Source organism: Nesterenkonia sedimenti (genome assembly GCF_012641515.1).
In the GTDB taxonomy this organism is placed as follows: Bacteria; Actinomycetota; Actinomycetes; order Actinomycetales; family Micrococcaceae; genus Nesterenkonia; species Nesterenkonia sedimenti.
Genome location: NZ_JABAHY010000001.1, coordinates 50,943 through 73,165 on the forward strand (window position 1 = coordinate 50,943; position 22,223 = coordinate 73,165).

The window sequence follows — 22,223 nt, forward strand, 5'->3', positions numbered from 1 at the left end:
GCCTGGCCGTGGCGAAAATTCTGATCATCCAGCACCAGGAATCCGTGCCCGCAGCCAAGTTCGGAGACTGGCTGACTGCCGCCGGAGCAGAGATTGATGTTCTGCGACCCGATCTGGGGCAGACGGTCCCTGAGGAGCTGACCGGATACGACGGCTTAGTCGTACTGGGCGGTACCGCAGCACCCAACGACGACGCCGACTGGGAGTGGCTGCCAGCAGTCCGGGCTCTCCAGCGGCGCAGCACTGAACAGCATCAGCCCAACTTCAACATCTGTCTTGGTGCGCAGCTGAATGCAGTCGCCCATGGCACCGAAGTCTTCCGCCGCGGCCGACCCCAGGTGGGGGTCATGGAGCTGCAGGTTCGGCCCGAGGCAGGGCAGGACCCAGTCTTCGCCGCCATGCCGGAACACCCCAAAGCCGTGCTGTGGCACCAGGAACAGATCGCCAATATTCCCGAAGGCGCGGTCTATCTGCTCGAAGGCACCGATGCGCCCGTGCAGGCCTACCGGGTAGGGGAGGCCTCCTGGTCAGTGCAGTTCCATCCGGAACCAGACGCTAAGCTGCTGCAGCGCTGGGCCGATAACTCCGAGGAGTTCCTGGGCCGGGCCGGTCGCAGCGCGGAAGAGGTCATCGAGGAGTTCCGCGCCCAGGAGGCTGAGATCGAGGATTCCTTCCGCCCAGTAGCCGAAGCCTTCCTACACTTCATCCAACAGCGCAAGGCAGGCTGAACTCTCTCGATCAGCCGATAAGCTCCCGCCAGATCTTATGGGCGGTCTCCTCGTGGGCGCCGATCAGAGGCTTATAGGTCTCAGTGCCGGTGAAGGTGCCGAACCAGCGTGCGAGGCGCTCAGGGGTGGTCATCGCATCCCAGAGATCCGATGGCGTCGTCGAATACAGGCGCTCAAAGATCAGTGTGGGGTCATCCTTGGTTCCCTGAAACTGACGGGTGAATTCCGCAACGAGATTCATATCTGAGCACTCCGTTCCTGTGGTGACTTCATCCTTCCGTGTATAACTATTGCATTATATAACCAGAGGTGCAATAGTGGATCTATGCACGCATTGGATGTATTGGGCGAGCCGGCCAGGCGCCGCGTTGTCGAGGTTCTGGCTGAAGGTTCCCGCCCCGCAGGAGAGATCGCAGAAGTTCTGCATGTGGAATTCGGCATGTCCCAACCGGCGGCCTCCCGGCACCTGCGCGTACTCAAAGACGCCGGCGTGGTGGAAAGCAGGATCGACGCCCAACGCCGTATGTACTCCCTCAAGCCTGAAGCAGTAGAGGACGTCGCCGCCTGGACCCAGCGCATCACCGCGTTCTGGAATCAGCGCCTCGACGCCTTGGAAACCGAAATCGCCCGCGGAAAGGCCGCGCGGCGCAAAGCCGAAGCCCACACCGAGGGCAACCCCGGTGCCGGCCGGCCACACTCACCACCGCGGAAGGAAGCATCGTGAATACTGCGAAGTTAGAAACCCCCGGCCTGGGTGCTATGACCCGGGACGGCGAGCGCGGCAGTGTCCGGTTTGAACGCCGGCTCTCCACCAGCGTGGAAGACGCCTGGGCAGCGGTCAGCGACCCCGAACGCATCGCCCGCTGGTTTGCCCCGGTGACTGTAGAAGGCAAGGAGTGGATCACCTACTGGGACGACGGTCGCGAATACGCCAAGGGGCAGATCCAACGCTGCGAACCCCAGCGGCTTATTGAAGTCAGCTGGAAGGCCACCGATGACTCTATGGCGCTGGCCGACACCGTGCTGCGCGTATCACTGGAGAAGGACGACGACGCCGTGGTGCTTCGCCTGGAGCATGAGCAGCTGATGGCCAAGGACCTGGTGCTCTACGGTCCGGGGTGGCATACCTACCTGGACCGGCTGCCCGATGGGGACTCCAGTTTCGACTGGGGCGAGCGCTTCAGCAGCCTGCAGCCGATCTACCAGGAGCTCTTCGACACTCTGTGAGCATGCCATGCTTGACTCTGACACAGTGTCAGACGGTGAGGTGAGGGTGTGCATTCAATAGGAGCCTTCGCGCAGATTGGTCAGGTCACCCACCGCATGCTGCGGCATTGGGATCAGGCCGGCCTCCTGGTGCCAGCACACACCGACCCCTTCACCGGTTACCGCTCCTACGATTCTGAGCAGCTTGAACGGCTGCACCGGATCGTAGCGCTGCGGCAACTGGGCTTCGGCATCGAGGAAATCGCCTCAATGCTGGCCGATGGTCTCGACGCCGAGCAGCTGGCCGTAATGCTGCAACGGCGCCGTGCCGAGGTGGAAGAGGAACATAGGACGGCCGCCGCCAGGCTGGCCGATGTTGAGCGCAGGCTCCACCTCATCGAAAGGCAGAGACCTATGTCCAATATCGAAGTGATCAAGAAGCCGCTTCCCTCCGTCCAGCTCGCCGCCCGGCAGATCAGCGCCAGTGAACAGCCGGAACTGATCAATCTGGTCGGCCCGGCTTTCGACGCTGTGGCTGAGATCATCGGCAAGGTCGGCGGGGCCTTGGAGACTCCCATTGCGGTCTACTCCGCAGGTGAAGACGGGATTGAGGCCATCATCGGCTATGCCTACAGCGGCCAGGCGGAGGAAGGCTTCGAGATGATCACGCTGCCGGCCCAGGATGAGGCCTTTGTGGGAGTTCATCTGGGGGAGATCCAGGGTATTGGCAATAGTTGGCAGGCTCTGCATGAAGAGATTATTGCCCGTGGCTATGAGCCCTCCGGGCCCTGCCGGGAGTTCTATCTGCGCGCCCCCGAATCGGTGCAGAGCCAGGATTTTGTGGTCGAGCTGCAGCAACCGGTCCGGGTCGCCAAAGCTTGACCGGCGTTTATGGCCGGAACTTCTGAAACCGCCGAGATGGTCACCACTTCACACCTGCCCTAGCCTGAACCATGACACGTCAATTGCTCCGCAACGAGTCCACTCCCCAAAGGCACCGTGGTAAAAAGTCCACGAACGGGGTTGTTCAGGGTAGTGGCCTACGTCATAGTCGTTAATCCTTGAGCCTGTTTCTCTGTCACTCACCTACAGCGAGGAACAGTCTGTCCTCAATCTCCAGGGCACCGACCCCGGTGCCGGTGATATGCGTCGGAACAGCGAGCGGACCCTCACCGCCGGGCTCGTAGGCATGGGCCTGATCCCCGGTGACCACATTGTAGATATGCAGCTGGTCGGCGCCGCGCAGATACGCCAGGACGCCTCCGACGATCTCAACGCTCATATCCTCGTCCAGCTCGGCGCTGAAGAGCTGTACGCCATCGGGGTCGATTCCGGTCAGGTCATCGCCGAGGGTCAGCCAGGTGCCGCTGGAGGGGTCCTGTCCTGCCTCACGCAGGCTCTCGCCCAGCATCTGTCCGCTCTGCAGGTCGACCAGTGCTCGGTCATCGGCGGAGGGGCCGATCAGCATTGCGGTCACCTGCCCGGAGTTCTGTCCGGCAGTGGCCCGCAGCGGCTCGTCCTGCCAGCCGAGGTCGGTGAGCGCAACCGCCCATTCAGGGTCTGCCGCACCTGCGGAGTATCCGCGCAGTTCGTCCTCCTCAGCCACCAGGACGGTGCCGTGGTGTTCGCCGAGAACCCGGAGTTCTTCGTCGTCGCGCTCATCGAAGACGACCTCCCCGGTGGCCGGATCCAGCACCACGGCAGGGCCGAGCTCGCCGAAGCTCTCCTCAGGGGGTGCGGCGAAGAGCATTCCCGGGCCCTGATGGGGGCCCGGCACCTCTACCGGGCCCCAGACCTCTTCCCCGGTGTGCAGGTCATAGGCGGTGACCGTCGGTGCGCCCAAAGGACTGCCTTCGGCGTTCTCATCGATATCGGAGAGGATCGCCAGAGTCTGGTCTTCATCGGTGGTGAGGGTGAACCCCGTGCAGCTGAGCGGACGCTCTGCCTCCCAGAGCGCGACCCCCTCGGAGTCGACAGCGGTGAAGGTCAGCTTCCCGCCGGTGTCTCCGGGGGCGAGGAACACTCCATCGGCCTCCTGCGGCGGGGTGCCCCAGTCGGTCTCGAGCAGAGCCCGGCCGGTGAACTGTGTGGGCAGCTGGGCATCGCCGGCATCGGTCTCGGGGAGCGGCTCATCCAGCACTTGGGGCTGCGGGTCATACTCGACTGCTGCAGCCTGCTCCGAAGGTGCGGACTCGCCGGGCCCAGAATCCTGCGGTGATGAGCATGCCGCCAGAAGTCCGCCTGCCAGCAGCGCTGCCGCAGCTCGACGACGACGGCGGATCTGCTGCTGCGGCGCTGTCTCCGCCATCAGGAGATCTCCTCCCTGTGGCGCCGGCGCTGCTGCAGCGCCCAGATCAGGATGATGCTGATGGCGATGACGGCTACGACAACGGCGTTGAAGACTGGGGAGGCCAGCAGGCCGCTGTTGGACTGCAGCCAGCGGTCGATCTCAGCGGGCAGCAGTGAGGGCGCGGTGACCAGGCCGTTGGTGGTCCAGAAGAGCACGCCGACACCTGCGATGAGCAGTCCGGTGACCACCGAGGTGGTGTGCAGCTGCCTGCCGAGGACGGTGAAGCCGCGTCCGCGCAGCACCTTCATCGCCCGTGGGCCCAGCCGGGTCCAGATGGCGGCCAGGCCGATCAGCGGCACCACCATGCCGGCCCCGTAGACTGCGAGCATGAACCCGGCCCGCAGGGTGTCGCCTTGGGCCATGGCCAGGGTCAGGATCGCTCCGAGAATAGGGCCGGCGCAGAAACCCGCCACCCCGCTGGCCGCACCCAGCAGGAAGGTGCGCAGTGCACCGGAGCGGGTGTGGGCCTTCTGCTGCAGGCCTCCGGCCCCGGGCAGGTATTTCGACATGTCGAAGCCGAAGCCCAGCGCCTGGGCCAGACCCAGCAGCACCAGGATCGCGGAGGTGGCGATGATCATCACCTCCCGGTAGGAGGTAACCAGCGTCCCCAAGGCGCCCAGGCCGAGCCCCAGGGGCACCAGGGTCAGGGCGAGTCCGAGGTAGAAGATCCCGCCGTGCAGCAGTATTCGCAGCCGGTTGCCCAGGCTGGAGGCGAAGAACGCCGGCAGTAGCAGGGCCCCGCAGGGACTCAGCAGCGCCAGCACGCCGCCGAAGAACGCGGTCAGAAGGGTGATCTCCACGCTTGGTCAGCCCTCCTCAGCCCGCTCAAGTGCGTCATCGACGGCCTGGATGAAGACCTCGGTGGGCTGGGCACCGACCATCGGGGCGCCACCGATGATGAAAGTCGGAGTGGAGTAGGCGCCGATGCTGTAGCCAAGTTCGGCGTTGTCATCAACCTGCTCCTCCACCTCCTCGGAGTTCATATCCTGCGCGAACTGCTCGGTGTCCAGTCCGATCTCTGCGGCCAGGTCGGTCATCGACTCTGGGCTCAGCTGGTCCTCGCTGAGGATCTCACCGTTGGCGAACAAGTGGTGATGATAATCCCAAAACTCACCCTGCAGAGCCGCGGCGTAGACCGCCCTTGCCGCTTGGGTGGAAGCCGGGCCGAACACGTTCAGATCTCGCCATTCGATGCGCATATCCCCGGCCTCGACATACTCCATCATCGACGGCAGAGTGTCCTCACTCCAGGAAGCGCAATAGGGGCACTGATAGTCGGAGAAGACAATCATAGTCACCGGGGCATCAGCCTCTCCGATGGCCAGGGGGTCTTCGGGGTCATGACGTTCCAACTCTGTGAGGTCCGGCTGCTCAGGTTCCGCTGCTTCCTCCGGCGCATCGTCCTCTGCCGGGCTGTTATCCTCCTGTGTGTCCACCTGATCTTCGTCCTCCGGCTGCGTGACTGCTGCATCCTCAGCGGCAGGAGAATCACCGTTGGACTCCCCGTCCCAGAGCAGCCAGATGACCACTGCCGCAGCGACGACGATCACGGTGATGGGAACCCACAGGGAGCGCGCGTTCAGCGCCGGCTTGGCCGTAGCTTTCTTCTCCGCCGGCGTGGCTTGAGGCTTCTCGGTCATCAATGCTGTCCTTCGCGTTCAGATCGTTGATCATGGAATAACTGTCTCGCCTAGTTACTATACAAATTCATTACTATCATGCATAGTAGTTCACATGAGAACCTCATCACAGCCTTCAGGAAAACTGCAGTCGAGTCTGGCGATGGCCTGGCAGGGTCTGCGTATGTGGACGCCGCGGCAGATCATGGCGGCCGTTCTGAGCTCAGTGGGGGTGGCTCTGCTGATCGGCATTGCGACTGTCCTGATCCCCAACCCCCTGTTTGCCCGAGACATTCCTCCGGTCTGGTGGAACTATCCGATTTGGATTCTGACCGCGGTCTTGAGCGGGATGTTGGTGGCCACCTATGTTCGTCCCTACTCTGCCGCACAGACCCCGACAGTTGAGGCACCCTCTGCTTCTGGTGCGGAGGACGCTGTTCTCGGTAAGAACGAGAAGCGGAGCAGTCGGCTCGGCATGGTCGGCACCTTTCTCGCTTGGTTCGCCGTAGGCTGCCCGGTCTGCAATAAGATCGCACTGCTGGCGCTGGGCTATTCAGGGGCGATCACCTATTTCACCCCGGTCCAGCCGTTCTTGGCTGCGGCCGCAGTCATTTTCTGCGGTGTGGCACTGGTGCTTAGACTGAAAGGACAGGTGGCCTGCCCAACCCCGCGTGTGGCCGCCAAAAACGTCCAGGCCCATGAGAGTGCAGGAGTATGAGCGTGAGTCAACATAGTGAGGCCGCGGCACATGCCAATCTTCGGCTCGGTCCCTTGGAAGAGCAGATCATGGAGCTGCTGTGGGACCGAGGCGCGCTCAGCATCCGTAATGTGATGGACACCCTGGCACAGAAGCCGGCCTACACCACGGTGGCCACGGTCATGCAGAATCTGCAGCGTAAGCAGCTGGTCAAGGCTGAAAAGCAGGGGCGTCTGGTCAGCTATCTACCGTTGATCAGCCATGAGGAGCATACCGCTGGTTTGATGCGCCACGCTTTGGAGTCCAGCACTGATCGGGCTGCCTCCATCCTGCACTTCGTCAAAGATATGCCCGCAGAAGACCGCTCCCTGCTGCAGGCCTACTTCGCCGATAACCCTGATGCCCGTGACGCAGAACAGAGGTGATCACCCATGGCACCTGTAACCATCATCCTGGTGTTCGTGGCGGGCATCCTCCTATTCGGTGCGCTAGGGGCACCGTTTGTGCGGCGAGCAACGCCTGCTCTGGTGGGCACGCCTCGGGCCGCCGTCGCCGTGCTGAGCGCTACTGCGGCCTTCTGGCTGCTAGCACTTGCTGCCGTCGGGCCAATGGTCGCCTGGGTGATCTCCGGACCGGCAGTGCTGATGCCGGGGACAACCGGTGAAATTTGCCAACGCTGCCTGGCCGCAGCCAACCCGCTGCCCCAAGGCACAGCAGTCGACACCATTGTCCCTGTCCTGCTGCTGATTCTGCTCCCGCTGCTGCTGGCCGGTGCCCTACTGTTCTCGCTGGCCCGATACTCTGTACGCAGGAAAGCCGCGATGCGGTCGACCTGCCAGAGTCTGAATAGGGTTACTTCCTCCACGCATCTGCTGGGCTATCAGGTGCTGGTAGTCAACGACCCGGCACCGGTGGCCTTCGCCCTGCCCAAGAAGCGATGCGGGATGGTGATCTCCCAGAAACTTCTGAATCTGCTGGATGAAGATGAACTGCACGCTGTGCTGGCCCACGAATCCGCACACCTGCGCCAGCGCCACCACCTCATCCTCCTGCTCGTAGAAGGCCTCACCCGGCCATTGCGCTGGGTGCCACTGATTCGCGCCATCGCCGACGCAATCCCCCATTACCTGGAGATAGCCGCCGATTGCGCCGCCCGTCGCGAGACCGGTACACCCGCCTTGGCCAGCGCTCTGCTGAAACTCGGGGACCGCGCCCACAGCCTGGAAAATATGCCCCAGACACAGACTGACTCCCTGGTGCTCAACGCTGCTGGCACGGACCGCATCCGCCACCTGGTGGCCCCGAGCAGCCACCGGGGCGGCAGGGGCTACCTGGTGGCTGTGATGGTGACTATTGCGTTGATGACCACCACCAGCACCGCAGTCCACGGTAACTATATACAGGCCGCTCTGGCCGGCTGCGCATTCTAAACAGCTAGGAGTGAGGTCCGATCTTCAGGGCAACGAGGACTGTGAAACTCCGTTGATTTTCTTTCAGCAATGCCCCGTAGAGACTCTTCTATGTCTGTCAAGCTGCAGTCGTGGCTAATGCTGAGTCGTTGAGCGTCCGGTGGACGCGGCGGGCGAGGTAGCGTTTGAGGCATCGGCGGATTTCCCGGTCGGTGCGGCCTTCTGCTCGCCGTTTCTCGACGTATTTCCGTGTTTCTGGGTCGTGGGTCATCTTGGTCAGGGCAACCATGTGGAGGGCATGGTTCAGGCTTCTATCGCCGCCTCGGTTCAGGCGGTGCCGGACGGTGTTGCCCGAGGAAGCGGGAATCGGATTGACTCCAGCCAGGGAGGCGAAGGCGGCCTGGTTGCGGACGCGTCCCTGATGGGACCAGGCGGTGAGGCACGTCGCCGCAGTTACAGGCCCGAAGCCCTTTTCCTGCAGCAGGGGCGCGGCTTCGCTGATCTGCACCAGTGCGGTCAGTTGCGTCTCGTTGGCTTTGAGCTGGTCATCGAGCTCCAGGACAGGGAGTGTCTGATTAACGGTGTATCTGGTCTGGCTCATTTTTAGTTGAGGCGTCCTTCGAAGGTGATAGCGAAGGCGTTTAGCGCTGGTTTCCATCGGGTGGCCCAGCGTGCTCGGCCTTTCCCGGTGGGATCCAGTGCCCTAGTAGCAAGATACAGGCACTTCAGCGCGGCTGCTTCGTTGGGGAAATGTCCTCTGGCTCTGAGGGCCCTGCGGTAGCGGGCGTTCATTGACTCGATCGCGTTGGTCGAGCAGATCACCCGACGGATCTCAGCATCGTAATCCAGAAAGGGCACGAACTCATTCCAGGCGTTGGCCCAGAGCTTGCTGATCGCCAGGTATTGGCCGCCCCATTTCTGGTCAAACTCAGCGAATCTCTCCTTCGCCACCACTTCCGAGGGTGCGGTGTAGATCGGTTTGAGGTCCTTACTGATCTTCTCCCAATACTTCTTCGACGCGTACCGGAAAGTGTTGCGGATCAGATGGATGTTGCAGGTCTGGACCGTGGCGTACTCCCACGCGGTGGTGATCGCCTCGGGCAGTCCTTTGAGCCCGTCACAGTTGCCTAATCCAGACAGAACTCATTGCCCTCGGGGTCTGACATGACGATGAACCCAATGGATAAGGGAGGAGCCGGTTCGTGGCGCTGAATGCGGCGGGCTCCCAGAGCCACCAGGCGCTCACACTCCCGCTCGAGGGCTGTCATTCGCGCCTCACCGGTTAGCTCCGAGGCAGTGCGCACGTCCAGGTGCACTCGGTTTTTGGCGACCTTAGCCTCCGGCACCTGCTGGAAGTAGAGTCTGGGTCCTTTGCCGTCGGGGTCCTCCAACGCCGAAGCAGAGTTGCGCTGCTCCTCGGGGACTCCTGTTTCTGCCAGAAACCTGTCCCAGGCGGCCTGCCCGTCCTCACCTGGGGAGAGATCTACTCCGGGTGGGGCGGGGTGGAGGTAGCCCAGCACCTCGGCCCAGAAGGCAGAAAGGGACCGCGGGTCCTGGGCATCGATGGTGATCTGTACGGTACTGCTCATCATGTTCTCCTTTGTGAGGGGATTTGGGTTGGGAGCGAAACTCACCATGGCCGCGGCTGCTGGAGCCCCTTCAGGATTGCAGCTTCGCGCTGCTCGAAGGCGTACTGGCTGAGCTCCTCCCGGCGTACCCGCCGTGCAGCAGCAGCCGTCCTGCCAGCGGCCCTGAGCTCTGCCTGGCGCTCAGCCCAGCTGACGAGGGCCTGGCCTGCGGAGAGCGCGATTCGCTCGGGCTGCGAATACTGGGAAACCGCTGACATCAGACCGTTGGCCACCGTTTCTGAGTGTGCAGATAGATGTCACGCAGCAGAGCGACCTCAGCCAGGTGGTGGATCACCTCACGGTGTATATGCAGAACCAACTTCGACATCGGTTCCTGCTCAAACCCTTCCTCACCACATGGTCGCTGCAGGTCTGCATCCGATAATGACCGCACCCCAGCTGCCCATCTGGCGTACTCAGTTTCCAACTGCTCCAGGGCCTCAGCGGCTGTGGCCGCGTAGGTGAAGGAGTGATAGTCGGTGGCCTCACGCCCAAAGTGCGAGGCATTGCGCATCGCAAAAATACCGACGACGACATGTGCCAGTCGCCAGGCGATGGAGGTGAAGGGGGCTGGCTCCGGGGGCGGAAAAGCGAACTCCACCACCATCTCTCCGGCCCCGCCCTGAACGGGAGCATCACTGGCGCCTCGGCGGCGAATATTCCAACAGTCCGGGGCGGGCTCCCAGAAATACTCCGCATCACTGAGCCCGGCTGACCGGTCCCGCACCTGATGCTTCCAATGCCACTCGAGCTGGTCGAGAAGCAGCTCGCTCCAAGATTCTTCAGGTTTGTGAAGTGTCATAGCTGCACTCTCACACTGATACCGGACAGTTCCTGTCCGTGAATCGTGCGAGGATTGGCCCATGTCCTCCGAAGCAACTGTCGAGCGGGTGCTGCGACTGCTCTCCCTACTGCAGCGTCGGCCCGTCTGGACAGCGGTGGAGCTGGCTGAGGAACTGGGGATCACTGATCGCTCAGTCCGCCGCGATATCGAACGACTGCGGAATCTGGGATACCCCGTTCAGGCAGCTTCCGGCCTGGGCGGGGGCTATAAGCTCGGCGCCGGACGCCAACTGCCGCCACTGCTGCTCACCGATGAGGAGGCCACCGCCACGGCTGTCTCACTCCGGATAGCTGCAGGAGGTGCCATCTCAGGTATCGGCGATGCGGCCCTGGATGCCCTGGCCAAACTTGATCAGGTCATGCCTCCTCGGTTGCGGGGCAACGTCCGGGCCCTGCATGATTCCACCGCCACATTGGCCGGAACCGGAGAAGTGAGCATCGAAACTCTCACCACGCTGGCCGCCGCATGCCGGGACCAGGTCCAGGTGCGGTTTTCATATACCAAGTTTCATGGCATCGAAGGTCAGCGCCGAACAGAACCTGTTCGAATGGTCGCTGCCGGCCCCCGCTGGTACCTCATGGCCTACGACCTCGACCGGCAGGACTGGCGAACCTTCAGGCTGGACCGTATGCAACACGTCGCGGCCACTACCTTCCGGTTCCGCCCCCGAGACCATCCGGACCCCCTGGATTATGTGCAGGAATCAGTGACCGCCTCGGCCTACCAGCATCTGACCCGGGTTCGGCTTCACCTTTCAGCCGAGGAAGCCCGTCGCAGAATCCCGCCCCAGATCGCCAAGATCGAAGAGGACCCTGCCCCGGGCCGGTGTCTGTTCATCGCAGGGGCTGACAATATGGAATGGATGGCGCTCTACCTGGCGGGTCTCGGCCTGGAGATGGAAATCCTGGAGCCGGAGGGCTTACGCGAAGTCGCCATGAACCTCGCCGAGACTCTGAGGTCAATGGCGGGTGGATAATCCGGGCCGCTAGGTATTCCCGCCACAGACAATAGGCTATTAGGCTCTGAGCTGTGACAACATCTCTGTCGTCCAAGCCCATGAACAACAACCTCCCCTGGAGCTGGGGTGAGGCTGTGGTTTCCGGGAAAGAAATCCCGGGACCGCATCCCGAAATAATGCGTGCGGCCACCCGCGCAGTAGGCGTCCGGGCCTCGCCGGGGCGGATATATCTATGGCTCTGCCAGCTGCGGCGAGCACCCTACAGCTATGACTGGATTGATAATTTTGGCCGCCGAAGCCCCCGACAGGCAGATCCTGAACTGTGCCACCTCGAGCGTGGCCAGTCAGTGATGACGATTTTCACCCTGACCGACTTCGAACCGGATGCTTCCATCACCCTGCGAATGAAACCAGGCTGGCCACGAAACGCTTTCGGCGACCTCAGTCTGCAATACCGGGCAGAACGGATCGATGACGAGTTCTCCCGGCTCAGTGTGGTCCTGTGGATGCCTCCGATAGGGAAAGTCTTGGCCAAGCAGCGTCGCTATCTGCTGGCCTGGGGTGATCTCATGATGATGCGCAAGCAGCTGTTGGTGCTTCGCAACCTGGCAGAGAACGACGACGCCTCAGGGAGATAGTACGTCAAGCCAATTAGTAGAGTGAGTGCTCCAATATGTGTAGCCTGGAGTAAGTATTAGCTTATGGTCTGGTCACAAAGGAGCACCCATGTCGGATTCGAGTATCACTGTCACGCTCGATTCGAAACTTGTGCGCATCTTCACTGTGGCCGGTGCGGCAATCGGTGCTGTCTTGGCGTTCATTGTTGGTCCCTTGGCGACGTGGATGGTCAATCAGTTTGATATGACATTCCTGCCCCTGCAGCTGTTGGACCGAATTCCCATGATGTGGTCAGTTCCTCTGCTGACACTGTTGGGAGCTCTAGGCGGGTGGATTATCTTCATGGTCTGGGACGAGGGCGTGGGACGCGTCATGGTGGATCCAGAGAAAATCCGTATCGACAATAAGAGCGGCTCAGCCGAATACTCACGCGATGAGATTTCCCAGATCTTTTTAGATAAGGACGAGCTGGTGCTGGTCGATAAGGAAGCCCGAGAACTGTCCCGCACGAGTTCCGACAGTTGGTTTCTGGTGGGGAAGCTGGCCGATGCCTTTGGCGCCTTCGACTATCCCTGGGCCGGGGGAGAAGACCCACGCGAGGCGGAGTTCGCCGATTGGGTGGATCGCAGCCCGGAGCTTGAGGAGAACATCCACGCACTTCTGAGGGCTCGTCGTCGTGCTTTGACCGATGAAAAGGCCGGGGAGGCCGAATCCCTGCGGGAGGAACTGGCGGCTCAGGGCATTGTCGTCCGGGATCGTGACGAGAAGCAGCAATATCGGCGCCTGCCAGCCCTCTAGTGGCAGTCTTGAGCGCTGAGGCGGGCTGCCTGCCGGATCAGATGATGGCGCTCAGGCAGACTGGTTGCCTCTTGGGCAGCCTGTGAATACAGATCAGCGGCGATAGTGGGTTCACCATTGAGCTCATGCAGATAGGCCGCTGCTGCAGTATGTCTGGGCAGTGAGGGATCCAGGCTGCTCAGTTCAGCTAACCCCGAGGTCGGATCCTGTGCATGGCCCAGTGCGATGGCGCGGTTGAGTCTGGCCAGGGGGTTCTCCGTCAGGCTGACCAGTTCGTCATACCAGTGCAGAATCTGTTGCCAGTCGGTCTCCTGGGTTGACTGAGCATCAGCATGAAGTGCAGCGATTGCGGCCTGTGCCTGAAACTCTCCGAGCCGATCTCGAGCCAGGGCACGTTGCAGCACCTCAACCCCCAGAGCTATCTGGTGGTGCTTCCAGCGGCCCCGGTCCTGCTCAGCCAAGGGGATCAACCGGCCATCACTGTCTGTGCGGGCCGGCCGGCGGGCATCGGTCAGCAGCATCAGAGCAAGAAGTCCCAGAACCTCGGGGTGACTGTTGCGGTGGGCTAGTTGCTCAGTCAGTCGGATCGCCTCGGTGGCCAGATCCACCTCACCGGAGTACCCCTCGTTGAAGATGAGATAGAAGACCCGAAGGACAGTGCTGAGATCCCCGGGTGAGGTCAACCGGAGGCCACTGATCCTCTGCTTGGCCCTGCTGATCCGCTGGCCCATCGTAGAGGCGGGGACCATATAGGCCTCGGCGATCTGTTCTGTGGTCAGACCACCCACCGCCCGGAGGGTGAGCGCCACGGCTGAGGACTGTGTCAAGGATGGATGTGCGCAGAGGAAATACAGCTTCAGAGAGTCGTCAGTCTCGGAGATTGGCATAGGCGGAGGCTGGGTCCAAGCGGATGCCTCGCGGCGTCGTCGTGCCTGTTCTGACCGGGATGCGTCCAGGAAACGATGCCAGGCGGTACGGATCAGCCAGGCTTTGGGGTCTCGAGGTGGAGTATCTGGCCAGGTGTCCAATGCCTGAACTAGGGCCTCCTGGACGGCATCCTCGGCCGAGGCGAAGTCAGCACCTCGGCCGATCAGAGCACTGAGCGTCTCTGGAATGAGACTGCGCAGTCGGCGGTCATCCATGGGTCACTGTGCTGATGACCCCGTCTGAAGGGCCTCATGGATAGCCTCAACGGTTTCTGCCTTCTGATTCAGAAACGGCCGGAGCTCCAGCCATTCATGGATAGGCTGACCGTCCGCCCCTGGGGCCGCGGAGAGCTCTCCGGCCAGCTCCACCGCGCGCTGATGGTCCTGCACATCAATAATCATGAACCCCGCAACGAGGTCCTTGGTCTCTGGGAAGGGGCCATCAGTAATCGGAGGTTTACCCTGTCCGCTGTGGCTGACCCATTCGCCCTGTGGGGACAGGGCCTGGGAGTCGACGAACTCCCCAGTCTCGCGCAGGCGATCTGCGAAGTCGTTCATGTACTTCACATGCGCATCCACCTCCTCAGGTGTCCACTGGTCCATCGGAACGTTGTTCCTTGGATCGGGGGCGCCGCGGTAGTGCTTGAGCATGATGTATTTCATGGTCGGTTCTCCTTTGTCCTGACCCAGCCGGTGTGGCTGTGTCTATCCCTGGGACGGAGCCGCCGGGGAGATTTCGACATGTGTTCTTGAATCTAATGGCCGAACCCCTCTGGGGGAAGGTGTTCCCATAATGATCTATCACTGATAGATTTTCTGTCATCGATAGGAGGATGGGTGGAAACAGCGGGACTCATCATTGCGGCAGCCGCAGGGGCGGCCATATTCATTGTGGGGCTGTTCTATCTGTTCGCCCCTCAGGCCATGGCTGCCAGCTTCGGGCTGCGGGAACTGCCCCAGGCAGCTGCCGGACAGTGGCTGAGGGTCAAGGGTGTCCGTGATGCGGTGACCGGTGTGGTGGCCGCGGTCTTGTTGATCACCGCGGAGCCCGTCGTCGTCGCCTGGTGTGTACTGGCCTTCACGCTGATACCCCTTGGCGATGCCAGCCTGGTGCTCGGCAGTCGGGGCAGTAAGGCAGCAGCATGGGGTATCCACGGAGGCACCGCTGCGCTGATGCTGCTCAGTGCTGGGCTGATTTTGGGTGGCGCGTCATGACTACACCGCGGGAACGCAGATATCGCATCCGCGAACAGCAGATCATCGATCACGCTCGCCGGATCGCCGAGGCCGAGGGGTGGTCGGCGGTGAGTACGCGACGGTTGGCCCAGGAGATCGACCACAGTCAGCCAGTGATCTATCAGCACTTCCGGAACCGGGAGCATGTGGTGGCCGCGGTGGTCAGGCAGGGGTTTGCGGAACTGACTGAACTCATCCGCGAGCACGCACAGCAAGCAGATGCACCCCTTGAATCGCTGTGCTGGAGCTATCTCAACTTCAGCTGGCAGAACCCCGCCCTTTATGAGGCGATGTTCACCAGGCCAACTGCTCTTGAATTCGCCGCGGAGAACACTCCGGCCGAGCTGCGGGATTCCTTCGAGGCGCTGGTGGAAGTCATTGGGAATGAGGCCGGGATGAAAACCTACGACGACGCCGCGGCGCTCACTGAGTTCTTCTGGGCCGCCTGTCACGGCTTGGCCAGTCTGCACTTAGCGGGTCGTATTCCAGCAAGGCAGGATCAGGTTGCTCGTCTGTGCGGAATGATCCGTATCTACAGCTCGGAATAGAAGCTGAGAGCATTGCCGTCTGGGTCGAGGAAGTCGAAGTAGTTCACCGCACCGGGTGCATGTTCCAGTGGTCCGACATCAATGCCCAGATTGATTAGACGCTGATGCTCAGCGGCGGCGTCCTCCACGCCGAAACGAGTGATGACCTCAGCTCCTGAGCGCTTAGTGGGCTCCTCTCCCAACTGGAGCCATAAGGGTCCCATCTGAAACTCCACGACACCCCCAGCGGGTTGGAGGTCGGGGCCTGTGAGCTCGAAAACCCGCCGGTACCAGTCAACGGCACGCGCGATGTCACTGACCGGGAGCCCAACGGTCACGCTCTTCACATCCATGGGTTCACATTATCCATCCATCTCTGCAGGGGAGCGGACAACGCAGAACTCATTGCCTTCGGGGTCGGCGAAGGTTACCCAGCCGCTGCCGGGGCCGTGCTTGCCCCGCAGATCCGCGACCACTGTCGCCCCGAGCTCGTGAAGTCGCGCAATCTCGGCGTCACGGTTTCCCTCGCGGGAGGCCAGATCGAGGTGAATGCGGTTCTTCTCCGACTTCTTCCCATGATCCCCCTCGATGAAGAGCAGGCGATGTCCGGTCTCCGGGTCGTGGATCAAGCATTGGGGGTGCCCAGGAAGATTCGGATCGCCGGGCATATCCGCGTAGTCGAGCACTTTCTTCCACCATTCCGAAAGCTCATAAGCATTGTGAGAATCGATCGTGGTGTGTGACACGTAGCTGGCCATGACGCCCATCCAACCACATAAGGCCCAGGTGCCTCCGAAGCGATGAGTTCTACGGCCCGGGGGACAATGTAGCGCCGCTGCCCGACTCACTTGCCGGGGCTGAAGAACTTTCTGGCGAACTGGACCGGTGAGCCTCAGAGTTTCGCGGTGATGTGTGGGACGAGCAGTTCCCCGGTCCAACCGGCTATCGTCCCGCGATCATTCTCACCCCGAATCGTCTGGTTCCAAAGTTAGCCCACATCACCGTCGTTGAAGTGACTAGCACGGAGGGCCCATCCAGCACTCATATCCAGATTAATTGCGACGCAGGACTCACCGGCCGGGATCGATCCTATGCAAACGCCACGATGATCCACTCTCTACCTAAGGGGCGACTTCGCAAACATCGCGGGCGGCTTTCTGCTGCTGAGTTATTGCAGGTTGAGCAAGCCGTGTGCAACTACTTGGCCCTGCAGGTGTAATCCCAGCAGGTTGCTGAGGTCCTTTTAAAGAGACTTAGTCGCGCAGCGGCGAGCCGGCGACCTCGTACTGGAATCCATCCATCTGTCCGGTCAGCAGTGGCATCGCCTCGGCAATGGCCCCGCGGACGCTGGGCAGCTGCAGTGAGGCCTGATGTGCCTCGGCGGAGGTCCACAGCTCGGTGACGAAGACGGTATCGGGCTTCTCGTCCGAGGTGCCGACCTCGTAGTGCAGGCAGCCCGCTTCTGCTAGCTGCGGATTAGAGCGGGTCAGGATGGCAACCACGGCTTCCCGTTGGCCGGGCTGAGTTTCGAGTGTCCCCACATTCGCGAAAGTCATATCCAGAATCTAGCGCCTGAAATCGCCCAGCGGAAGAGCCTTCGGCCAGCGGTTGACTGCGGTCTCAGTCCGCTATGGTGCCCGAAAAGATTCAGATCGCCGGACATATCCGTGTAGCCGAGCGCGTGCTCAGTCGAGGTCATGCATCCGTCTCTCCGTGATTTACACAAGGTGATGATCAAGCGCGTTGACCAGGGCTTGGGCGGTTTCATTCACCGCATTGAGTGGCTGATCCGCATAGGCAGCAAGAAAAGCCTCGTGAAGAGCCCCTCCTGTCAGAAGTGTTGCTGCGGCATCCAATACCGAACCATCAGCGTGAATTCGGCCCAGGCGGGCCTCAGCTTCAAGGTAATTCTTCACCACGTCCTTGGGGGCCCAGGGGCCTGCGCCGCGCTGTTGCATTCCCTCGCGGTGGCTGACAAGGAGATCGCGGCTGCCGAAGATCGAAGCAGCCATGGGGAAATTCTCCCGATAGAACTCCATCAGCTGAACCGTCAGCTGAACTAAGTTTTCCTTCACTGAACCGGTTCCAGCATGCTCGGGGGTAAATGTCAGGCCCGCCGAACGCTCACCGAGGACTGAGAGGAAGATGTCCTTCTTATCCGGAAAGTGTTTGTACAGCAGAGCCTCTGAGCAATCTGCCTGGTGGGCAATCTGCTTGGTGGTGGCATGGGCGAGGCCATCTCGGCGCATCACCTCAGCAGCCGCGTCGAGAATACGCTCTCGTGCTGGTGGTCTGGGGGTCTTCTCAGCTGCCATCCCTTCCGAGTATAGTGGGGTGAGTAAACGCTCACCCACCCTTTAAGGGGTACGGATGTCACAGGAAACTCAGAGCAGTCACAATCGTTGGGTATTGGTCGTCCTTGTACTGATAGTTGCGGCTATTGAGCTCGCGGCCACTATCGGCAGCTTCGGTGCCGAACCCATGGAATTGGTGCCAGGCTGGGCGCCGACCCGGCCCACGGATTCCTGGGCAATTACGTTGACCCTGGCTGGGGCAGCCGGACTGATAACGGTTGGGCGATGGCCCCTTGTCGGATTGGCCACCACTGCTGGAGCCTATGCGGCGTTTATCCTGCGAGACTACGAGTTCGGCATGACCCTGCCCGCCATGGTTGCGGTATTCATCGTCGTTCAACGTGGAAAACACCGGCTCATGGCACTGTTTGCGGCCCTGGTATGCCTGGGCGCGACACTGGCATGGATCGTCCAACGCACGACGACGATTGATGAGGGCGGCGTCGTTATCCTTGCCTGGGTGGCATTTGGCACCGTTTCTGCAGTGTTCTTCCTGCTTCCGGTCCTCTTAGGCGAGTTGCTCAGGCTGCGGCGAGTGGTGAAGCAGGACTCATTCGCCTTGGAAGCTTAAACCTTTTTCCTCGAGTGCCGGCTCGAGGATGCGGATGGCCTTTGGTCCGACCCCGTGGATAGCCAGGAGTTCTTTGCGGGTGTGCTTGGCTACCTCGGCCAGGCTGCTGATACCGGTGTAGTGAAGTTCTCGCACTGCGGTCTTGCCCATCTCATTGGGGAGATCGCCAATGGGGCGAATATCAGGGGTATCGGCCATCATCCTCTCCTCCTCATCATGAACCTGATGTCGCGATGATCTGCCAGGCGTGACCATCGGGATCGGTTGCCACTCCGGTGAACCCCCAGTCTTGCTGTTCCGGAGCCGCTGCAATGCTGCCACCGCCATGTTTCATGCGCTCCACGGTGGCAGTGACCTCTACAGCGGTGCTGACCTCCAGGCTCAGCAGCACTTCGCTCACATCCGGGGGAGCAACCTGACGATCGCCAGTAACCCAGTCGAAGCCGCCGGAAGGCACGAGCATCAACAGCATATGCTCATCCAGCTGGAACTGAAGAGGCTCCGGCACTCCGTCCTCTGCGGGGTCGCCCACTGGCTTCAGCCCCAGGGCAGACTGATAGAACTCATAAGACCGCTGGCGGTCCTCGATGGGCAGGGCAATGGTGAAGTTTCGACTCATGACTGGTTGTCTCGATTCCGGGTGTAGTGCAGGACAAGAACATCATTGGGGAAGGTCTCAGTGCGGCTGAGAGTGAAATCCGCCGGAGGCCCTTGGTCGGGGAATAGCAGCTCGCCCGTTCCCAGCACCTCAGGGAAGAGCAACAGCTGGTACTCATCGATCATGTCCGCCTCAGCCAGCTGCTGAACCAGGCTACGGCTGCCGATGACCATGAGATCCCCGCCGGAGCGTTCCCGGCGCAAGCTCTCAAGCGGATCCTCGCCTAGATGGCGAGAGTTCTGCCATGACCCCACATCCTCGCGGTGGGAGACCACCAGCTTGGGCAGAGAATTCATCTGCTCGAAAAGGTGCTCTTCCTGAGCAGCTGGAGTTGGCCAATAGGACCCAAGGGCCTCGAAAGTCCGCCGCCCCATGACCAGGCCGCGTAAGTTCGCGTACCGTTCGGCCTGCCCCTCTTCGAGCTGTGGGCTGAACCCGCGGTGGACCCAACCCATCTCCGCCCCCGGTGGGCCTTCAAAACGGCCGTCCAGGGACAGGAATTCACTGACGATCAGCTTGCCCATGAGTCCTCCCTGATCCGATAGGTGAGGTGGGTGGCGTGACCGGTGACGACGACGTCGTCCTGCCTCAGGAGGATCCGCTCATCGATCAGGTCAAAGAGCTGGGTGCCGCCGCCCATCAGCACAGGGGAGAGGTGGATCCGCAGTTGATCGACTAAACCGGCGACCAGGGCCTGATCGATGACCGCGGCCCCGCCCATGATCATGACGTCCTTGTCTCCTGCAGCTTTCTGCGCAGCCGTCACCGCTGGCTCCAGGCCGTCGGTGATGAAGGTAAATGCATGCCGCGGATCCTCTGGGGCAGCATGAGTCACCACAAACACTGGGGGCAACTCCGGAGGGCCCTGGTCGTAGCCGTAGCTGACTTCAGCATTCCAACCATTGGGGCCGTCCACGAAGTCAAAGGTGTTCCGGCCCATGATGACTGCCCCAGTGCCTGAGGAAGCCTCATCAAGGAACTGCCTGTCGCGTGGTGAGTCCTTCGCATTGAAGACCCATCCTTGAATCGCCTCTCCACCCTGGCCCAGCCCACTGTCTTCACCCGGCTCGGGGCCAGTGACATAGCCATCCAGCGACATTGAGATATCGGCGACGACGGTGCTCATCGGCCCGCCCCCTTCACGTCATAGATCATCTTCTGCACTCCGTTGCTGTAGGTTTCCTGCTCCACCAGTTCAAGCCGGGTCGCATCCAAGTCGGCGGTGCTGAACAGCCGCTTCCCACCTCCCAGCAGTAGTGGGAAGACCAGCAGGTGATATCGGTCCACGAGGCCCGCTTCAGCAAGCGACTGTGCAAGAGTTCCACTGCCGTGTACCAGCAGGGGTCCGCCCTCGGTGTCCTTCACCTGTGAGACCTCATCCAGGGTGCGCAGGATGGTGATCTCGCCCCAGTTGGTCACCAGCTCCTGCTCCTGCAGGGTGGATGAGACAACATACTTCGGCAGTGTGTTGTACCGGGCGAATTCCTCAGTCATCTTCGGCCAGATGGGAGCAAAGGTCTCATAACTGACCCGCCCCAGCAGCAGCGCTCCTGCCTCGGCCTGCTCCCGCTCCTTGATCTCATACATGGCCGGATCCGGATCAACGAGTTTGAAGCTCCATCCGGCATTGCGGTAATTGCCCTCCCCGCCCGGGGCCTCCATGACGCCGTCGAGGGATACGAATGTGGTGATAATCAGCGGACGCATCAGGCACCCACCGGAACCTCGCGCTCAAGACGCGCGTAGCAGTCTTCCAAGCCACTGATCACCTCGAAGGACTGCCCGACTTCTACAGACAAGAACTCCCAGTAGTTGTATGAACGATTCCCGGAAGGGCCGGTCATGTAGTAGAACGACTTACCACCCGGGTAGAGATCATGGCGGATAAAAGTGGCGGGATACTCCGGTGGCCCCCAGAATTTCTCCAGCTGTCGCGGGTCCACATAGGCGTCCCAGAGTCGGCGGACTGAGACGGGGAAATCCGCCATAATCGTCAGGCTGAGATTCTCGGGATCTTTGGTGACATCGGTGATAGGCATGGCGGATCCTTTCGGATGAGCAGGAATTGGTCAGACTTTGAGAAAGCAGCGAACATCAGAATCCGTATCAGGCAGCCACCAGCACTTCCGCCTCGAGCCGGGCATAGCTGTCCTCCATGCCACTGGCCATTCCGGTGTCCAAAACCATGTCGCGAATCTCGGCATTGGCGTAGGTGATGATCAGAGTCAGCAGTGTGCCACCCTCCACAGGAGTCAGGGTGGTCTCATTCAGAGATGCGGGCCCCTCCATACCCTCCATCGCCTCTCTGGTCACTTCCCGGTGCGGAGGCTCGGACTCTTTCAGCTCCCCGGTGAACGCGAAGGCCTGGCCCTCTACGCCGGGGCCCGGTGACCAGGCATAGCGGTAGGTGTCACCCACCGCCTGGGCCACAGTTGCCTCAGTCATGACCCAGCCATCGGGGCCCAGCAGCCAACGTTTGAGCAGTTCGGGGTTGTGCTGAGCCTCCCAGACCTGCTCCACCGTGCCGCGGATGATCCGACTGCACCGAATCTTGGTATCGCTGAGGATCTGAACATCCACTGCCTGGCCGGCGGCGAAGGACTGCAGATCGGTGAGGACATCATCGGCCTGGCCCAGGGCGGCTTTGAGGCCTTCCTCCTGGCCCATCCCGAGGACAGTTTCCATATCCTCGACGGAGTCGAACTGTTCGAACATGATCAGCCGGGCGCCCTGCGCGGTTTCCTCGAAGGAGAAGACTATTCGATTGCTCGGCAAGTTCTCATTGGGTCGACCATCGGCATCAGCGAACCCATTGCGGACCTCGAAGCTGCGCCCTTCCTCCACGGCCAGATATTCCCAATACCCGCCGGCATGCTCCCCATTGGGGCCGGTCATGTAGTACTCCGATCGCCCGCCCGGGTAGAGGTCATGGCGAGTGAAAGTGGCCGGATAGGTGGGCGGCCCCCAGAACTTCTCCAGCTGCCTGGGGTCGGCATACGCATCCCAGAGGCGGCGAACTGAGACGGGGAAATCCGCCACAATCGTCAGGCTGAGATTCTCGGGATCTTTGGTGACATCGGTGATAGGCATGGCGAG

General features: G+C 61.3%; 34 protein-coding genes and 2 pseudogenes. 14 read left to right on the forward strand and 22 right to left on the reverse strand.

Annotated features, from left to right (window positions below):
• Nucleotides 1-8: 8 nt before the first annotated feature.
• Nucleotides 9-728 (forward strand): type 1 glutamine amidotransferase, encoded by a 720-nt coding sequence (locus tag HGQ17_RS00260; protein ID WP_168885972.1) that lies wholly within the window; start codon nucleotides 9-11, stop codon nucleotides 726-728.
• A gap of 10 nt (nucleotides 729-738) precedes the next feature.
• Here HGQ17_RS00260 and HGQ17_RS00265 read toward each other — a convergent pair whose 3' ends face one another.
• Complete coding sequence (locus HGQ17_RS00265; protein WP_168885973.1) at nucleotides 739-969, reverse strand: SRPBCC family protein; 231 nt, start codon at nucleotides 967-969, stop codon at nucleotides 739-741.
• An 84-nt stretch (nucleotides 970-1,053) separates the two neighbouring features.
• Here HGQ17_RS00265 and HGQ17_RS00270 point away from each other — a divergent pair, with 84 nt between their 5' ends.
• The 3 genes from HGQ17_RS00270 to HGQ17_RS00280 are packed head-to-tail and all read left to right on the forward strand — an operon-like array spanning nucleotide 1,054 to nucleotide 2,816.
• Nucleotides 1,054-1,452 carry an ArsR/SmtB family transcription factor gene (locus HGQ17_RS00270; protein WP_168885974.1) on the forward strand — a complete coding sequence of 133 codons (399 nt, stop codon included), beginning with the start codon at nucleotides 1,054-1,056 and terminating at the stop codon, nucleotides 1,450-1,452.
• Nucleotides 1,449-1,955, forward strand: coding sequence for an SRPBCC domain-containing protein (locus HGQ17_RS00275; RefSeq protein WP_168885975.1), 507 nt, complete (start codon nucleotides 1,449-1,451; stop codon nucleotides 1,953-1,955). The genes HGQ17_RS00270 and HGQ17_RS00275 overlap by 4 nt, the downstream gene beginning before the upstream one ends.
• A 48-nt stretch (nucleotides 1,956-2,003) precedes the next feature.
• A complete protein-coding gene (locus tag HGQ17_RS00280; RefSeq protein WP_168885976.1) occupies nucleotides 2,004-2,816 on the forward strand; it encodes a MerR family transcriptional regulator in 813 nt (270 codons plus the stop codon).
• 196 nt (nucleotides 2,817-3,012) lie between these two features.
• Here HGQ17_RS00280 and HGQ17_RS00285 read toward each other — a convergent pair whose 3' ends face one another.
• From HGQ17_RS00285 to HGQ17_RS00295, 3 genes are read right to left on the reverse strand one after another with little or no spacing between them, the layout of a single operon-like run.
• Nucleotides 3,013-4,242: a hypothetical protein gene (locus tag HGQ17_RS00285; RefSeq protein WP_168885977.1), complete on the reverse strand. Its 1,230-nt coding sequence runs from the start codon at nucleotides 4,240-4,242 to the stop codon at nucleotides 3,013-3,015.
• Nucleotides 4,242-5,084 (reverse strand): cytochrome c biogenesis CcdA family protein, encoded by an 843-nt coding sequence (locus HGQ17_RS00290; protein WP_168885978.1) that lies wholly within the window; start codon nucleotides 5,082-5,084, stop codon nucleotides 4,242-4,244. Before HGQ17_RS00290 ends, HGQ17_RS00285 begins: the two co-directional genes overlap by 1 nt.
• Before the next feature lie 6 nt (nucleotides 5,085-5,090).
• Complete coding sequence (locus HGQ17_RS00295) at nucleotides 5,091-5,924, reverse strand: DsbA family protein (RefSeq protein WP_168885979.1); 834 nt, start codon at nucleotides 5,922-5,924, stop codon at nucleotides 5,091-5,093.
• A 94-nt stretch (nucleotides 5,925-6,018) separates the two neighbouring features.
• On the opposite strand from HGQ17_RS00295, the gene HGQ17_RS00300 reads away from it, so the two are divergent.
• Genes HGQ17_RS00300 through HGQ17_RS00310 form a run of 3 tightly spaced genes read left to right on the forward strand, consistent with a single transcriptional unit; the run spans nucleotide 6,019 to nucleotide 8,030 of the window.
• Nucleotides 6,019-6,621, forward strand: a complete 603-nt coding sequence (locus HGQ17_RS00300) for a hypothetical protein (protein ID WP_211090319.1) — start codon at nucleotides 6,019-6,021, stop codon at nucleotides 6,619-6,621.
• Nucleotides 6,618-7,025, forward strand: coding sequence for a BlaI/MecI/CopY family transcriptional regulator (locus tag HGQ17_RS00305; RefSeq protein ID WP_168885980.1), 408 nt, complete (start codon nucleotides 6,618-6,620; stop codon nucleotides 7,023-7,025). Before HGQ17_RS00300 ends, HGQ17_RS00305 begins: the two co-directional genes overlap by 4 nt.
• A 6-nt stretch (nucleotides 7,026-7,031) precedes the next feature.
• Nucleotides 7,032-8,030 (forward strand): M56 family metallopeptidase, encoded by a 999-nt coding sequence (locus HGQ17_RS00310; protein WP_168885981.1) that lies wholly within the window; start codon nucleotides 7,032-7,034, stop codon nucleotides 8,028-8,030.
• A 97-nt stretch (nucleotides 8,031-8,127) separates the two neighbouring features.
• Here the strand turns inward: HGQ17_RS00310 and HGQ17_RS00315 are convergent.
• From HGQ17_RS00315 to HGQ17_RS00335, 5 genes and pseudogenes are all read right to left on the reverse strand, one after another.
• Nucleotides 8,128-8,565: pseudogene (locus HGQ17_RS00315) on the reverse strand (transposase); the annotation flags it as partial.
• A 47-nt stretch (nucleotides 8,566-8,612) separates the two neighbouring features.
• Nucleotides 8,613-9,131, reverse strand: a pseudogene (locus tag HGQ17_RS00320) (IS256 family transposase); the annotation flags it as partial.
• A 5-nt stretch (nucleotides 9,132-9,136) separates the two neighbouring features.
• The gene (locus tag HGQ17_RS00325) at nucleotides 9,137-9,598 is read right to left on the reverse strand and encodes a VOC family protein (RefSeq protein WP_168885982.1); all 462 of its coding nucleotides are present in this window, start codon (nucleotides 9,596-9,598) and stop codon (nucleotides 9,137-9,139) included.
• A 41-nt stretch (nucleotides 9,599-9,639) separates the two neighbouring features.
• Nucleotides 9,640-9,870, reverse strand: coding sequence for a hypothetical protein (locus HGQ17_RS00330; RefSeq protein ID WP_168885983.1), 231 nt, complete (start codon nucleotides 9,868-9,870; stop codon nucleotides 9,640-9,642).
• Nucleotides 9,855-10,439, reverse strand: a complete 585-nt coding sequence (locus HGQ17_RS00335) for a DinB family protein (protein WP_168885984.1) — start codon at nucleotides 10,437-10,439, stop codon at nucleotides 9,855-9,857. The genes HGQ17_RS00330 and HGQ17_RS00335 overlap by 16 nt, the downstream gene beginning before the upstream one ends.
• Before the next feature lie 61 nt (nucleotides 10,440-10,500).
• Here HGQ17_RS00335 and HGQ17_RS00340 point away from each other — a divergent pair, with 61 nt between their 5' ends.
• The 3 genes from HGQ17_RS00340 (at nucleotide 10,501) to HGQ17_RS00350 (ending at nucleotide 12,855) form a co-directional block, all read left to right on the forward strand.
• Nucleotides 10,501-11,457: a helix-turn-helix transcriptional regulator gene (locus HGQ17_RS00340; RefSeq protein WP_168885985.1), complete on the forward strand. Its 957-nt coding sequence runs from the start codon at nucleotides 10,501-10,503 to the stop codon at nucleotides 11,455-11,457.
• Between the two features lie 53 nt (nucleotides 11,458-11,510).
• On the forward strand, nucleotides 11,511-12,077 hold the full coding sequence (locus tag HGQ17_RS00345; protein ID WP_211090320.1) for a hypothetical protein: 567 nt from the start codon (nucleotides 11,511-11,513) through the stop codon (nucleotides 12,075-12,077).
• Between the two features lie 88 nt (nucleotides 12,078-12,165).
• On the forward strand, nucleotides 12,166-12,855 hold the full coding sequence (locus HGQ17_RS00350; RefSeq protein WP_168885986.1) for a YqeB family protein: 690 nt from the start codon (nucleotides 12,166-12,168) through the stop codon (nucleotides 12,853-12,855).
• Here HGQ17_RS00350 and HGQ17_RS00355 read toward each other — a convergent pair.
• Both HGQ17_RS00355 and HGQ17_RS00360 read right to left on the reverse strand, forming a co-directional pair.
• Complete coding sequence (locus tag HGQ17_RS00355) at nucleotides 12,852-13,997, reverse strand: RNA polymerase sigma factor (RefSeq protein WP_168885987.1); 1,146 nt, start codon at nucleotides 13,995-13,997, stop codon at nucleotides 12,852-12,854. The genes HGQ17_RS00350 and HGQ17_RS00355 overlap by 4 nt on opposite strands.
• 3 nt (nucleotides 13,998-14,000) lie before the next feature.
• On the reverse strand, nucleotides 14,001-14,444 hold the full coding sequence (locus tag HGQ17_RS00360; protein WP_168885988.1) for a YciI family protein: 444 nt from the start codon (nucleotides 14,442-14,444) through the stop codon (nucleotides 14,001-14,003).
• 174 nt (nucleotides 14,445-14,618) lie between these two features.
• On the opposite strand from HGQ17_RS00360, the gene HGQ17_RS00365 reads away from it, so the two are divergent.
• Nucleotides 14,619-14,996: a DUF4267 domain-containing protein gene (locus HGQ17_RS00365; RefSeq protein WP_168885989.1), complete on the forward strand. Its 378-nt coding sequence runs from the start codon at nucleotides 14,619-14,621 to the stop codon at nucleotides 14,994-14,996.
• Complete coding sequence (locus HGQ17_RS00370; protein WP_168885990.1) at nucleotides 14,993-15,565, forward strand: TetR/AcrR family transcriptional regulator; 573 nt, start codon at nucleotides 14,993-14,995, stop codon at nucleotides 15,563-15,565. Before HGQ17_RS00365 ends, HGQ17_RS00370 begins: the two co-directional genes overlap by 4 nt.
• Here the strand turns inward: HGQ17_RS00370 and HGQ17_RS00375 are convergent.
• Together HGQ17_RS00375 and HGQ17_RS00380 are read right to left on the reverse strand one after the other, a co-directional pair.
• Nucleotides 15,550-15,897 carry a VOC family protein gene (locus HGQ17_RS00375; RefSeq protein WP_168885991.1) on the reverse strand — a complete coding sequence of 116 codons (348 nt, stop codon included), beginning with the start codon at nucleotides 15,895-15,897 and terminating at the stop codon, nucleotides 15,550-15,552. The genes HGQ17_RS00370 and HGQ17_RS00375 overlap by 16 nt on opposite strands.
• Before the next feature lie 9 nt (nucleotides 15,898-15,906).
• The gene (locus HGQ17_RS00380) at nucleotides 15,907-16,302 is read right to left on the reverse strand and encodes a VOC family protein (RefSeq protein ID WP_168885992.1); all 396 of its coding nucleotides are present in this window, start codon (nucleotides 16,300-16,302) and stop codon (nucleotides 15,907-15,909) included.
• 152 nt (nucleotides 16,303-16,454) lie between these two features.
• On the opposite strand from HGQ17_RS00380, the gene HGQ17_RS15800 reads away from it, so the two are divergent.
• Nucleotides 16,455-16,763, forward strand: coding sequence for a type II toxin-antitoxin system PemK/MazF family toxin (locus tag HGQ17_RS15800; RefSeq protein ID WP_168885993.1), 309 nt, complete (start codon nucleotides 16,455-16,457; stop codon nucleotides 16,761-16,763).
• Between the two features lie 34 nt (nucleotides 16,764-16,797).
• Here the strand turns inward: HGQ17_RS15800 and HGQ17_RS00390 are convergent, their stop codons facing one another.
• Complete coding sequence (locus HGQ17_RS00390) at nucleotides 16,798-17,100, reverse strand: putative quinol monooxygenase (RefSeq protein WP_168885994.1); 303 nt, start codon at nucleotides 17,098-17,100, stop codon at nucleotides 16,798-16,800.
• A 162-nt stretch (nucleotides 17,101-17,262) separates the two neighbouring features.
• On the reverse strand, nucleotides 17,263-17,859 hold the full coding sequence (locus HGQ17_RS00395) for a TetR/AcrR family transcriptional regulator (RefSeq protein WP_168885995.1): 597 nt from the start codon (nucleotides 17,857-17,859) through the stop codon (nucleotides 17,263-17,265).
• 55 nt (nucleotides 17,860-17,914) lie between these two features.
• Between HGQ17_RS00395 and HGQ17_RS00400 the strand changes: the two genes are divergently transcribed.
• Nucleotides 17,915-18,469 carry a hypothetical protein gene (locus HGQ17_RS00400; RefSeq protein ID WP_168885996.1) on the forward strand — a complete coding sequence of 185 codons (555 nt, stop codon included), beginning with the start codon at nucleotides 17,915-17,917 and terminating at the stop codon, nucleotides 18,467-18,469.
• Here HGQ17_RS00400 and HGQ17_RS00405 read toward each other — a convergent pair.
• The 7 genes from HGQ17_RS00405 to HGQ17_RS00435 all read right to left on the reverse strand — a co-directional run bounded on the left by HGQ17_RS00405 (nucleotide 18,449) and on the right by HGQ17_RS00435 (nucleotide 22,217).
• Nucleotides 18,449-18,667, reverse strand: coding sequence for a helix-hairpin-helix domain-containing protein (locus tag HGQ17_RS00405; protein ID WP_211090321.1), 219 nt, complete (start codon nucleotides 18,665-18,667; stop codon nucleotides 18,449-18,451). The two genes, HGQ17_RS00400 and HGQ17_RS00405, sit on opposite strands and share 21 nt — an antisense overlap.
• Before the next feature lie 16 nt (nucleotides 18,668-18,683).
• Complete coding sequence (locus tag HGQ17_RS00410; RefSeq protein ID WP_168885998.1) at nucleotides 18,684-19,088, reverse strand: VOC family protein; 405 nt, start codon at nucleotides 19,086-19,088, stop codon at nucleotides 18,684-18,686.
• A complete protein-coding gene (locus HGQ17_RS00415; RefSeq protein ID WP_168885999.1) occupies nucleotides 19,085-19,651 on the reverse strand; it encodes a dihydrofolate reductase family protein in 567 nt (188 codons plus the stop codon). Before HGQ17_RS00415 ends, HGQ17_RS00410 begins: the two co-directional genes overlap by 4 nt.
• The gene (locus HGQ17_RS00420; protein WP_168886000.1) at nucleotides 19,639-20,253 is read right to left on the reverse strand and encodes a dihydrofolate reductase family protein; all 615 of its coding nucleotides are present in this window, start codon (nucleotides 20,251-20,253) and stop codon (nucleotides 19,639-19,641) included. Before HGQ17_RS00420 ends, HGQ17_RS00415 begins: the two co-directional genes overlap by 13 nt.
• The gene (locus tag HGQ17_RS00425) at nucleotides 20,250-20,834 is read right to left on the reverse strand and encodes a dihydrofolate reductase family protein (RefSeq protein WP_168886001.1); all 585 of its coding nucleotides are present in this window, start codon (nucleotides 20,832-20,834) and stop codon (nucleotides 20,250-20,252) included. Before HGQ17_RS00425 ends, HGQ17_RS00420 begins: the two co-directional genes overlap by 4 nt.
• Nucleotides 20,834-21,166 carry an SRPBCC family protein gene (locus HGQ17_RS00430; RefSeq protein ID WP_168886002.1) on the reverse strand — a complete coding sequence of 111 codons (333 nt, stop codon included), beginning with the start codon at nucleotides 21,164-21,166 and terminating at the stop codon, nucleotides 20,834-20,836. Before HGQ17_RS00430 ends, HGQ17_RS00425 begins: the two co-directional genes overlap by 1 nt.
• A gap of 67 nt (nucleotides 21,167-21,233) precedes the next feature.
• Nucleotides 21,234-22,217 (reverse strand): SRPBCC family protein, encoded by a 984-nt coding sequence (locus HGQ17_RS00435; RefSeq protein ID WP_168886003.1) that lies wholly within the window; start codon nucleotides 22,215-22,217, stop codon nucleotides 21,234-21,236.
• Between the last annotated feature and the right edge of the window lie 6 nt (nucleotides 22,218-22,223).